17 protein-coding genes are annotated in these 11,572 nt (G+C 44.1%); 8 read left to right on the forward strand and 9 right to left on the reverse strand.

Annotation, left to right across the window (positions count from 1 at the left end):
• The first annotated feature begins 19 nt into the window (after window positions 1–19).
• The 8 genes from AKJ31_RS14095 to AKJ31_RS14130 all read left to right on the forward strand — a co-directional run bounded on the left by AKJ31_RS14095 (window position 20) and on the right by AKJ31_RS14130 (window position 7,277).
• Window positions 20–415 (forward strand): hypothetical protein, encoded by a 396-nt coding sequence (locus tag AKJ31_RS14095; RefSeq protein ID WP_053409748.1) that lies wholly within the window; start codon window positions 20–22, stop codon window positions 413–415.
• 123 nt (window positions 416–538) lie between these two features.
• The gene (locus AKJ31_RS14100) at window positions 539–988 is read left to right on the forward strand and encodes a hypothetical protein (protein ID WP_053409749.1); all 450 of its coding nucleotides are present in this window, start codon (window positions 539–541) and stop codon (window positions 986–988) included.
• A gap of 186 nt (window positions 989–1,174) precedes the next feature.
• Entirely contained in the window at window positions 1,175–2,038 is an 864-nt protein-coding gene (locus AKJ31_RS14105) for a thioredoxin domain-containing protein (protein ID WP_053409750.1), read from the forward strand.
• Window positions 2,016–2,645: a TraV family lipoprotein gene (locus AKJ31_RS14110; RefSeq protein WP_053409751.1), complete on the forward strand. Its 630-nt coding sequence runs from the start codon at window positions 2,016–2,018 to the stop codon at window positions 2,643–2,645. Before AKJ31_RS14105 ends, AKJ31_RS14110 begins: the two co-directional genes overlap by 23 nt.
• A gap of 11 nt (window positions 2,646–2,656) precedes the next feature.
• Window positions 2,657–5,272 (forward strand): TraC family protein, encoded by a 2,616-nt coding sequence (locus AKJ31_RS14115; RefSeq protein WP_053409752.1) that lies wholly within the window; start codon window positions 2,657–2,659, stop codon window positions 5,270–5,272.
• A gap of 119 nt (window positions 5,273–5,391) precedes the next feature.
• Window positions 5,392–5,571 carry a hypothetical protein gene (locus tag AKJ31_RS14120; RefSeq protein WP_053409753.1) on the forward strand — a complete coding sequence of 60 codons (180 nt, stop codon included), beginning with the start codon at window positions 5,392–5,394 and terminating at the stop codon, window positions 5,569–5,571.
• 260 nt (window positions 5,572–5,831) lie between these two features.
• Window positions 5,832–6,512 carry a hypothetical protein gene (locus tag AKJ31_RS14125; RefSeq protein WP_053409754.1) on the forward strand — a complete coding sequence of 227 codons (681 nt, stop codon included), beginning with the start codon at window positions 5,832–5,834 and terminating at the stop codon, window positions 6,510–6,512.
• 90 nt (window positions 6,513–6,602) lie between these two features.
• The gene (locus AKJ31_RS14130) at window positions 6,603–7,277 is read left to right on the forward strand and encodes a hypothetical protein (RefSeq protein ID WP_053409755.1); all 675 of its coding nucleotides are present in this window, start codon (window positions 6,603–6,605) and stop codon (window positions 7,275–7,277) included.
• A 101-nt stretch (window positions 7,278–7,378) separates the two neighbouring features.
• Here the strand turns inward: AKJ31_RS14130 and AKJ31_RS23010 are convergent, their stop codons facing one another.
• The 9 genes from AKJ31_RS23010 to AKJ31_RS14170 form a co-directional block, all read right to left on the reverse strand.
• Complete coding sequence (locus tag AKJ31_RS23010; protein ID WP_157052362.1) at window positions 7,379–7,552, reverse strand: hypothetical protein; 174 nt, start codon at window positions 7,550–7,552, stop codon at window positions 7,379–7,381.
• Between the two features lie 276 nt (window positions 7,553–7,828).
• Window positions 7,829–8,080 carry a hypothetical protein gene (locus tag AKJ31_RS14135; protein WP_053409756.1) on the reverse strand — a complete coding sequence of 84 codons (252 nt, stop codon included), beginning with the start codon at window positions 8,078–8,080 and terminating at the stop codon, window positions 7,829–7,831.
• Between the two features lie 15 nt (window positions 8,081–8,095).
• Window positions 8,096–8,491, reverse strand: a complete 396-nt coding sequence (locus AKJ31_RS14140; RefSeq protein ID WP_053409757.1) for a hypothetical protein — start codon at window positions 8,489–8,491, stop codon at window positions 8,096–8,098.
• A gap of 102 nt (window positions 8,492–8,593) precedes the next feature.
• Complete coding sequence (locus AKJ31_RS14145) at window positions 8,594–8,836, reverse strand: hypothetical protein (protein WP_053409758.1); 243 nt, start codon at window positions 8,834–8,836, stop codon at window positions 8,594–8,596.
• Between the two features lie 29 nt (window positions 8,837–8,865).
• The gene (locus AKJ31_RS14150) at window positions 8,866–9,171 is read right to left on the reverse strand and encodes a BrxR family helix-turn-helix transcriptional regulator (protein WP_053409759.1); all 306 of its coding nucleotides are present in this window, start codon (window positions 9,169–9,171) and stop codon (window positions 8,866–8,868) included.
• Between the two features lie 62 nt (window positions 9,172–9,233).
• On the reverse strand, window positions 9,234–9,527 hold the full coding sequence (locus tag AKJ31_RS14155; RefSeq protein WP_053409760.1) for a hypothetical protein: 294 nt from the start codon (window positions 9,525–9,527) through the stop codon (window positions 9,234–9,236).
• Entirely contained in the window at window positions 9,520–9,939 is a 420-nt protein-coding gene (locus tag AKJ31_RS14160; protein WP_053409761.1) for a hypothetical protein, read from the reverse strand. The genes AKJ31_RS14155 and AKJ31_RS14160 overlap by 8 nt, the downstream gene beginning before the upstream one ends.
• A gap of 78 nt (window positions 9,940–10,017) precedes the next feature.
• Window positions 10,018–10,734 carry a hypothetical protein gene (locus tag AKJ31_RS14165; protein WP_169780635.1) on the reverse strand — a complete coding sequence of 239 codons (717 nt, stop codon included), beginning with the start codon at window positions 10,732–10,734 and terminating at the stop codon, window positions 10,018–10,020.
• Window positions 10,735–10,846: 112 nt separating this feature from the next.
• A complete protein-coding gene (locus AKJ31_RS14170; protein ID WP_053409763.1) occupies window positions 10,847–11,272 on the reverse strand; it encodes a hypothetical protein in 426 nt (141 codons plus the stop codon).
• Window positions 11,273–11,572: the final 300 nt, after the last annotated feature.

Raw genomic sequence — 11,572 nt, forward strand, 5'->3', positions numbered from 1 at the left:
CCCTATTAAGAGAATGTATATGAACGTTACGAAAAAGAGTCTTTTTGGAATCCTGACAGTTTGGACAATCGTGCTTTGTGTCGCTTTTGGCTTAGTGCTTAAGTTCTTTGTGTTAACAGGTAATACAGAGTCACGACTCGACAAGGTTGATCATGAAATCAAGGTGCTTGCCCAACAGACAGCTGTATCTCCAAAGATTGTTGTACTTGATTTGGCTAAGGTAGCCAACGAGTGGAAAGGACGTAACGATAACCTGGCAATTAAGGCAGTAGAAACAACTATCAAGTTTTATAACGAGAAGGGTTACCTAGTGCTTGATAGTGCAAGTGTTGTTGGTGATATTGGCAAGTATTCAGGCATGGTACCAACACCTGAGAAAATGAGTCAGATGATTCGACAGGCAGAAGGCAAATAGTCTGAGTAAAGGAAATACAGGTTGTTTTGCAAAACTGCCTGTATTGAATGCGCAAGAAAAACTTGCAGAAGGATTTGTTTTTGTTTAACTAGGCGTATAAGTAATGCAGAGGTAATAACGGTTATGAAACTACGCTTAGGAAAAGCTCTACTATTGGCACTGACAGTAATGGGTACACATGTATCTCATGCTGCTGTCACAGCACAACAAGTAGTAACTAGCGCTAGCTACCAACTGACAGAATACGACACGTCAAAAACTGGTCGTCAGCGCGCAATCGAAAAAGTTAAAAAATCAGCATTAAGTAAAGCTGAATTTGAATACCTGACAGTCACAAAAATGGACTTATCTTCTGGTATTACAGAAACAAAGAGCGCTTCGACAGGCCGTGTGACAGATATGCACATACTAAGTGAAAGCTTGGCGCCATGCGATAACAAGCACTCTGCACGTTGTTATAACATCGAGGCAGAAGTCACGGTAACAACCGCTCGTATAGCACCATCACAGAGAGCAATCGACTCACGAGTTAACGCGGTAGAAATGGCGAAAGCTATGGAAGAATTGTTCTAATCTAATTCCAATACACCTCCCAATTTAGCCCTGGCCATGTTCAGGGCATTTTTTTATTCAGAAAACATTTTCTAACGCTACTTGTTGATAGCGACGAATAACTCCCTCTAATTCGAACCACATAATCGCCACAACCGAAACCCCGGATGCTTACTATCTACGGATTATTTTAGGTGGAAGGTAATTATGAGACTACGGGGAGTATCAAAAGCATTGGTTGGTACTTTAGCAGCGCTAACGTTCAGTAATGCAATGGCTGACCCTTTGCTCGACCAAGCGGAACGATTAGCCCAGCAAGAAGCAGCTAAAGGTAAGTTGAGTGCTAAAGCATTGGTGGGTGGCATGAGCGATCTGGATGTTAAGACTGCACTCCAGAACTTCAACAAACTCCATTGGACTCAAATCCTTCCGGTTAACGACCTAATTATGGTTGAGAACGATAAGGGCGAAAAGTTACTGATGGATTCGAAGGCTCGTATAGCTATACGCGGCAACGTTGAAGTTTATGACATGTGGAATAAGCGTCCAATCAACACACAGGCCGATGCAAAAGCTGCATGGATGGTAACACTAGAAAGATTTGGTGTTCGTTCAGGTGACTTAGCTAGTTTCCGTTATGGATTGAAGAAAGACAAACCTGACGTAACTGTGCTTGTAGACCCAAGTGGTGACTTCAACCTAAAGCTTTTCGACCAAATGAAAGCTATGGCAGACAAGTACTCCTTTGAGATTGTACTTGCTCCGCTGCTTGGTGGTGAATCTATTAATGAATCCCTAAAACTCTGGTGCGCCAAAGACCGTCAGAAATCACTTGATGAACTGATGGCTCAAAAGAGTGCTACTGGAGAGATATTCCCTACTTGTAATAAAGACCCCTTAATCAAAGCCCTTGGTGTTGCAGGTGTTCTGCAAATCAAAGGTCTTCCATTTTTTATCAGAGCTGATGGACTTCAACTGCAGGGAGCCCCTGACAGTCTTTCTGAATTCATGAGCCGAAACGTAGACAACATTGGAGAGGTAATCGTAAATGATGTTAAAGCATCTAAGTAAGGCTCTGATTCTTGCTGGTATCACGCTAATGAGCACAGGCTGTTCTAGCATGTTCGAGATAGGTGAAGACCCAACCGAGTGTCCGAAGGCACAAAGTGGCGGTATCACCTGTACGAGTGCGCGTGAAATCTGGAAGTTAACGGATAACAAGAAGGATTTGGAAGAGGCTCGAAAACGCAGTAACGGTGAACTTCAAGACAAAGATGATTCAGATGATGATGAAGAGAAAGAAGTTAAGCCAATGCCGTATCCTGGTGGTACGCCAGCTGAGCGTCAAGCCATTTACCGTGATTACGAATCAAATCGTTCAAAGTTGGCAGCTCCAGAACCTATTGCAGTGCGTCAACCAGCAAAAGTGTTGCGTGTTCTGATGAATTCATGGGAAGACGATGCAGGTCGTTTACATATCCCTGGTTATACCTACGTTGAAATCGAGAAGCGACGTTGGGTAGTTGGCCGTGGTGCGAGTTCAGCGCCAGCGCGTATTACGCCTTTAAGTATTCGCAAGATTTCCCAAGAGGAAGAACGCCGCAATAACCCAGTAGCAGATAACGGCATGGGTATCATTCAACCTGTCCCTGTTCCGCAACCACGACCAGTTAAGTAAGGGGTAGCGATATGGCAGGAATCCTAGATAAACATAACGCTATAGTAGGGCATAACCAATACGGTGATGTCCTACCTGTGCTTGAGTATATCCCGGAGATGAACGGGTACATACTTGACGGTGGATACATTGGTTTCACTTTTATCTGTCAACCACTGACAGGTGTAAACAACGACCTAATGAACTCTCTGGATGACCTTTACGAGCGTCAGTTTCCAGCAGACAGTTTTTTACAGGTGAGTTTGTTTGGTTCCCCTTACATTAAGTGGATACTCGAACGATTCGAGAATATCCGTGAAGGCCGTGCCGAAGGTGAAATGGGTGAGCTGTACGATGAAATCGGTCGTACTACATACCAGTACTATGAAGAAAGTACGGATACGCCACTACACCCAGTAACAGGCTTGAAGGTGCGTGACTATGAGGTTTGGGTATCTTTCAAGATGCCACTCAAAAAGCAACAGCCTTCAAAAGCCGAATTGACCGCGTTCCGTCGTCTTTACCTACAGCTTAAATCAACGCTTGAATCTATTGGGGCGCACCCGGACGACATGACACCTGAACTTTATGTTCACCGGATGCAGATCTTACATAACCAAGCGAAGAATGCTGATTGGCGTGAAGGTGTTAAGGGCCATGATGCAGGTGTACCGCTTCGTTACCAAGTTATGGAGAGAGGTGGCAGTTGTTTCGTCCACCAAGATGGCTTGGAATTCGGTGACATAGAGAAGGGTGAGGGCTCGTTCGTTAAGATGCTCTCCGTGCAGAAATACCCAGAGGTATTAACATTTGGTGATATTTATGACCTGGTGTGTGATTGGCGTAAAGGTAGAGAGGGCTTACGTGAGCCATTCTTGATGACGTTAAACATTCACTTCCCGCCACAGGAGAAAGCTAAGCGTGAGTTTACCAAGAACCGTGGCTGGTTAACGCACCAGGCGTCGGGACCGATTGCTAAGTGGGTTGACCGACTCCGCTTCCAGAAGAAGGACTACGACGAATTCTACATGTCCTTGGAGAACAAGGGCGCGCAGATTGCAAACTGTTACCTGCAGATGATCATATTCAGTGAGTCGAAAGCCAAAGCTGAAAAGTCTGTCATGGATGTACAGTCATTTGCATCTAAGCGTAAATGGAAGTTTGTGGAAGACCGCTACATTTGTTTACCACTCTATCTGTCATCTCTGCCTATGGGTTGTGATGAAGCGACAGTTAAAAACCTTCACCGATTTAACCGCTTCGCATCGGATGCATTGAAGTACATCACACCTATGATTGCTTCATGGAAGGGTAATGGTCTTGGGCGCCCGGTAGTGCCGTTAGTTACTCGTGATGGACAGATGTTCTGTTTCGACCCGTTCACCTCTGATGGTAACTATAATATGTTTACCGCGGCGGCATCGGGGTCAGGTAAGTCTTTCTGGATTAACTACTTGGTGTCTCAAGTACTGACGTCAGGAAACATCGGCGGCGGTAAACTGTATCGAGATAACCCTCTACCGAACGAGCGTAAACCTTTAGACCGTGGCCGTGTATTTATCATCGACGTTGGTCGCTCTTACGAAAAACTCTGTGAGCTCTACAATGGGCGATTCTTAGAGTTTGGCGAGAACTTTAAGTACTCACTAAACCCATTCAAGTCTATACACGAGTTTGCGGGTAAAGACGGTCAGGGTGACATGGTATTGTCTCTACTGAAATTCATGGCGTCACCATCGGGTACTCTAACCGACTTCCAGACAGCGCGTATGAACGTGTTGTTGAACCAACTATGGAATGAAAAGGGTAACAACTCGACCATTGATGACTTTGCCGAGATGTGTAAAGCCGATCCTGAGCCGCGTGTTAAGGATATTGGTTTCCAGTTAGAGCCTTGGTGTAAAGATGGTCCATATGGTGAGTTCTTCGATGATAAGAACCCTCCAGTAGACTTCTCCGGTGACTTCGTTGTTATCGAGCTTGAAGAACTTAAGTCGCGTAAACAGTTACAGATTGCGGTACTTCTGCAGTGTATCAGCTGTATCCAGCACGAGATGTTCCTGTCAGGCAAAGACCGAAACAAGTTGTTCATTTTGGATGAGGCCTGGGAATACATTAAGATCAAGGGCGGTGCAGGTTTAGCAGTAGCGGAATTCTTAGAAGCTGGCTGGCGTCGTTTCCGTAAGTACCAAGCTGCGGGTATCTGTATTACGCAGAGTATTTCCGATGCGTATGAGACAGAAGTAGGCCGAGCTATGGCTGATAACTCACAGTTCAAAGTGTTCTTACGACAAGAGCCAGAAGTTATCGAGAAAGTACGTGAGAACAAACAGTTCGACGGTAACGAAACTGACTTCGCGCTGCTTAAGAGTATCCATACTGTGAAAGGTGAGTACTCTGAGCTTTATATCCGTACTGGTAGCTCGAGGGAAGTGTGTCGATTGTTTGTACCTCGATACCAACAGTTGATGTTTACCACTGATGGTAAGGAACTTGCTGCTATTGACCGATATAAAGCACAAGGCCTGACGATCGCACAGTCTATTCAAGCTGTAATTGATGAAGAGCACGCAACCGGTAGACGAACCTCCACTGAGGAAACTGATGATTTCTCTGCAGAGGAACTAGAGGCTATGTTGGCCGCGTAGAACGGTACTACTTCCAGTACTTTAAAAGGCACTCTAAACGGGTGTCTTTTTCATTATTGGAGGGATTGCGGGATTTGCAGATTGGCTGATGATGTAGGAATCAAATGTAAGAGGTAGCTATGCACAATCATCGATACATTACCGGCTTATGCTCTGATGATGCTCCAGAGAGCGAGAAACAGTTTCTACGTGTCGTTACTGAGCGTCTTATGATGTCAGGCTACACTATGCGTACAGGCGGTCTTATAGGCTCACCTGAGCCGTTTATACGCGGTGCTATGGACGCGGCAGATACTTAACTATCTCGAACAAACGAGCGCTTGAGTATGAAACGTATGTGCCGGCATTAATGGGCGACGACTTGAACGACATTAGTCGATTCATGATTTGCTGGGCGCCTATGCCTACATTTGATAAGAACCAACGACAAAACGATTGTCATGGCTGTATGAGCACTGCAATCAGAATTGCACACACATATGGCATGCAGGTATTCAATACCGCGATACCTGCTCACAAAACAAGATTGCTAAGATGGATAACTGGAGATGTACGCTAAATGACTAACAAAATAGAAACCCAAGCAGTAGAGAATTTCTGGAGCCGTTTCCCTGGACACATCAACTTCTTGGAAGAAAGCGTGAAGTTAGGCCACAACGAAGAGTTTCAGATCCGTTATGACGCAGTAAACAAGTCTGCCCAAGAGTTTCACCCGGCGCTACGTGTCGAATTCTCTCTTGATATGATGGAAGCGAAGGTAAACGCGATCATTATAACTTCAAAAGAGAAGGGAGAAGGTCGCAAGGTAGCTATGAAGCTTGCAAAAGCTTGCCCAGAAGAATATCGAGAGTTGGTTACACCATATCGCTTACCTGCATTGCCGTGGGATTCTGAGGTTACCCAAAACTGGGTGACAGACATGGCCGGACAGTATGGCATGAGAAGTATCGCTAACGAAGTTGGAGCGGTGCTATCTGATGTCACGGTTGCGGTTAAGAGTAATCCTCACAACGGCAAAGTGTTGATACAGGTTGGCTTCAAAAACAAGCGTGAACTGAAAGCGGTTGGTGAAGAAATTGTATTGGTAATGCTGGAGTTATTGCTTGGCGAAGAGATTATTGCGGAAGGTGTTGATCTTCTTAGTATTAAGACAGCCAAGGAATTAAGTTCTGGTAAAATGGGCTGGGAACATACAAGCGGCTTAAATGCCCGTGATGTAATTCTCCGTAACCTGCTCTAACGGTATCCATTTATGTACAATTAGATGTATAATCAAGTAAATAAGAGCAAGGATAGCTCATTACGGATGTAAATTATTAGGAAGCTGCTGATGAATCATGTAAATCTGTTTATGCCAAAACCCATTCCGGTGCCAGATGCCGAAATGGAGGCGTTACAGGAAACAATGAATCATTTGCAGCACCTTAGTCATAACACTTCAATTCCCAATGGTAAGCAGGCTCTTACCGACTTCTTAGAAACAACTCCAATCTTACTTGCTGGTGGCTTTGCGAATCGCGGCATGTTGAACACAATGATCCCGTTTGCACACCAAGTCAAAGCCAGCACGAACTTTATCCCTTGGTTAAACATTCAAGACACTGTTAACACATGGCTATCGTGGGCTGAGAAAAGACGTGATGGTCTGTTTAACGATGACATAGATGAACAGTCACTTTGTGTTGATAGAGCCACAAAACAAATGCCTGTATTTGCGGTACAGCACAAAGGGTTAAAGCGAGTTATCTATCTACATGACCTACCAATTGAATTGGCTACATGGTGCGTACACTCTGAACAAAAGGGGTACTGCGTATTTGCAGTTAATGAAAGTTCAGTCGTGGCTAACTTTGAAGCCTTTAAGTACACCTCGGTTAACTGCGATCTAATACCTGTTAAAGCTGTGCTTCATTTTGGCTACGTAATACGAGATGGGCTAATTGTTATGAAAGGGGAGTCCTACGACCCTGAGAACGACAGTCAGTTCTATGAATTTGAGATATAAAAAAACGACCAGATAAAACATCTTGGTCGCTCTTATGTTGTTTCTATGTGTCTCACCACACACCTCCAGTCCATTACAAGTTAAAGTGCTTTGTAACGTCCTTAGAAGCGGTGAATAGCTGTTTGAGTAGGGATGTGTTTAGCGACTTCTTTAGCAAGCGCCTGATTAGGAGTCAGCTCTTTTGAGAAGTCATAGTGTTTGTAAGTTTTCTGCTCAGGTTGGTTTGCCAAAGCTACTACACCTAATACGATTACTAGTACAATTACTGCTGCCATAATTATCACCTTTGAAAGTTAGTTGGTTAATGTATCGTCTTGATATGTTTATAATCGCATCGATTGAAATTCGCGCAAGACCATATTTTAGACACAACCATCCCTGCCAGTTCTTTAAAAAAAGAACAGCATAACCCTCAAGTCACATCGAAACTGAATGTCACCCAAGTACCCGCAGTTTATCGGCTCTGCAAAGGAAACCTCCTAACTACGGATGCATGTTTTTAAATCATTTCTTTTGGTGGCTCTCATACAAAAGCCACCAGCGCACGATAGTTAATCCACTTTGATAAACACAATCGAGCTAAAGCCGAACGTGTGAAGCCCTGTACTTAGACCTGACGCGCTTGCCAACTCATTCAATTGCGTTGCCTGCTCGTAATTCCTAACAACCAAACCGCTTGTATATCGATTAGGGTGATTTACCGTTCTACACTGGTGATAGTGATGAACAGTTTCTTGAACTGGGATACTGTGTTCTTCGGCAATTTCATTAAGTGTGGTTAGTGCTGCATTCGTTGTTTGCATGATGACGTCCTTATCTTAGCGGTATCGAGGGTCTACGAATTTATTGATGATTTCTTCACTCGGTACTGCTGAGCAATGAGTAATGAGATCCGCGATAGTTAGCGGTTTATTGAATGCAGCTATACGCCAACTCATGTATGGAAGAGTTTTGTTGCCTATAAGCTTTTCATCAGCACCGAGCCACGTATACAGCTGAGCTAGGTTGTGGAATTGAGCACCACTGTTGAAGCCAAGGGCAGGGCTAAGGCGTACACCTTTGAACTCCAGTCGTAATCGAGCAGGGATATGCGATATAAGGTCGCGTAGAGGTGTTGCAGGAGTATCTGACACACTTGGTAAGCGTCCCGTCATTTGATAGTCCATTAACAGCTTTGGGTTGCGCATCATTGCGTTGATTGCGTGGTGGCTCATGATTAGTCCTTGTTGCTTGGTTGATGTGACCAATCTAAATGCAAAGGCTAATCGTGCAACTCAATAAAATGGTAGGGTGGTGGGAGATAAGGGGCGAACCCCTTACAGTTTGCGGATAACGTAGGTTACATTGTCACATGTTATTTCTATCTGACCGTTTTCCAGTAACTGAGAGTCAATATATTCAGCGTACTTCATGTAGTCTTCGACCGATTTAACCATCGTGACTGCCTCTCTATCGAAACGAGCTATGAAGCCGCTCACATCGATATGGGTTCCTTCATCGAGTAACTGCTTGCCGCAGGTTTTACACAAGGTTTCTTTGTGAACGATATAGCTATTCATGGTTAACTCTCAGTATGTTATCAACAGGGTTATTTCTTAGCATCCGTGTAAGGTTTATACGCCAGTTCGATAGCTTGCAGATAGGCGAGTGCGCTTTGGTCTTTCTCAAGAAACTGTCGCTCAAACGATAAACCTTTTAGGTAACGCTGTCTCGCGGCCACATAACGTAGGTTGCTTGGCTTATCCTCTAGGTACCGAGTCATCAAGCTACTAACTTTTGTCCGTGCAATGGGGAACTGAGCCATAACGATAGTGGAGTTTATCTCTAAATGCAGTTCAACATAAGCATCGATAAATCTCAGTACGATCTGATTAAATGCTTCGTTTTGATTCACTTATTTTGCCTCATTTATAGTGTTTTAGTTGTACACACTGTTCACGCACCGAGCAGGGTTCGTTAGTGTCTCTTTAACCAAGTTCTAAGCTCACGGATTGGTTCTTGTAGTACTACCCAGATAAACAGCATTCCAACACCGATAAGAGTCAGGCAGAGTGGTACAAACAGTACCTTTGAAGTCAGGGTGTTAATTCCGTAAAGCAATTCTTCTGGGATGCTGTCACTAAATTGAATGATCCCAAATCGCAGTAGTAGGCCTAATACACCAAGATTGAATGCCACAGCACCGAGAACGAGTTTTTGTAGGTCTTCTTGCCATGTAGTGGGCTTGTTATCTTTAGCTGCTTCAATCATTGCCGCTTTCCTTGTTGAAGAGTAACGATTCAATTTCTGTAACCAGTGAACCTGCCTCAAGTGCGTGATGTATGCTTAAGTGATGATCCCTTTTATAGTCGTTACCTGTATTCACTATGAATTCCAACGCTTGGTTTAAGGCGTATTTCAGTGCCTCTTCATTAGGCGAAGGGAACAAGGGGATTTGAGAAATAACAAAGTCACTTGGATCCAATGGCTCTGCAGGATTGGCACTGTCGTAGGAGAAGTACTGTTCCCCGTTCGAGTAGACGGTTATTTCTGGCGAGCCTGCACAACCCCACAGTGTGGCTTTGTAGTAACCTTTCGGTAGAATTTCTTCTTTCTCTTCGTCAGTAGCATACACAGCTAGTGGTTTATTCAATACATCATCGCTGGTGGCATGAATGCTCATTGCTAAAATCTCTTCTTACGGTTGCGTTACTGCAGTTAGGTATTGCGGTGAAGTTAACCTGGTCCACCGCGTTAAAATTTATTGAGCGCTTAAAATCTGTTTGGTTCGTTCATTATTCATTGGGCAAAGCGCGTAAGCAGTATCTGAGTCATGACAGCTTGCATTGGAAAATGTCACCACTCGGCCACTTGGTAGTTGGTAGAAATCGTAGCTACCGCGGCACAGCTCTTCATACTCGTCTGCATCAATTGGGATGTATGGGCGTGACAAGCAAACTGTATCGCTATTCAAAGCCGAACCCATAAGCGGTGTTAGGTGTTTAATGCCTAATGGGTTTTGGTAGATATACGATTCAATGGCCTGAATTACAGATAAGCCTTTATTAAATGATTCGGTAAAGTAGGCTTCCGACATTGAGTAATCCGGGTCAATCGCACTTAATGCCTCTCGAACATCAACAAGATAAAGGGGGAGTGATTTTTTAATTATCACGTCCTTTAGTGTGATATGAATATTTGTGTCTGAGTCATCATGGACTGTGCTCAGGAAAAATACGCGATCGCCTGCAGTGTGGTTACCTTCTGTTTTAGGGTAGGTCAGGTTAAGCAGGTAACTAAGCTGCTCAGATGGCTGACCATTTAACGATTGAAGGATCTGATAAAACTCCGAGTTGAGTGGAAAGTTTTTTGCACTTGAATTGGCTGTCACTACGACTGAGGAAAGTTGCGTGTCGTTCAAGTGGTTAAGTTGTATGTTGATACGGTGTCCCATTGTGTAATGCCTATATAATTTCATTAATCCATTGTGTGCCTATACGCTCAAAGCTAATCACAAGTGCCTAACGCGCAAGGCTAAAAAAAGTGACCGTATTAAACGGCCACCAGCTACAAACAAATGATTCGGTCAATTAGTCGCAACTAGAGTCGCCGCCAGAATCAAAGCTTGAGCTTGAACCGCTATCACTCGAACCGGAGTCAAAACCTGTTACAGAGACACTGCTATAGGTCTTAGTGGTGTCAGGTTCGGCTGAATCCATAATGGCCGCACCTACAACAGCGGTCGCAAGTAGATCATCACCATCGTCGTAATCTCTGCCCGATCGAGATGGGGTTGGTTTCACTCGAGCAGACTGAGATGCCGGCGGCACAAAAGCATGCGATGTTTTACCTGCACTTGGTGTACGTGGAGTTGGCTTATCCAATTTGTCGCCAGCTGTCTTAAGTGAATCTGCTGCTTCCTTGTCTTCGCGTGCTTTCTTAACTTTAAAGTAGAAGTGCATAGCAATGCCCAGTCCTAGACCAATGGCAATGGTCGTTCCGGTGTTCAAATCCATAAATCTCTCCGTATAGAAAATGGTTACGCCAACGGTGTTGATATGTGGCCGTGATAAAATAGTTACTGGGTAACTAATCTCATTACTCGCAGGATTATACACTACTGCAAGTTCAATGTTTATTGTATGAACATACTTAAAACGCGATAGTTTAAATTTGGGGTATTTATTTAAAAAATTTTCAAATAATTACCTCTATATGATTTTTAATACCAAGAGTCACTTGTGACTTATGTGAAGACTTTCAAACTAAATCTGTCAGTACGTGAACAACAGAAGCAGTCTTGGGTGACTGTTGAG

The sequence above is a fragment of the Vibrio hepatarius genome, assembly GCF_001274785.1.
Taxonomy (GTDB): domain Bacteria; phylum Pseudomonadota; class Gammaproteobacteria; order Enterobacterales; family Vibrionaceae; genus Vibrio; species Vibrio hepatarius.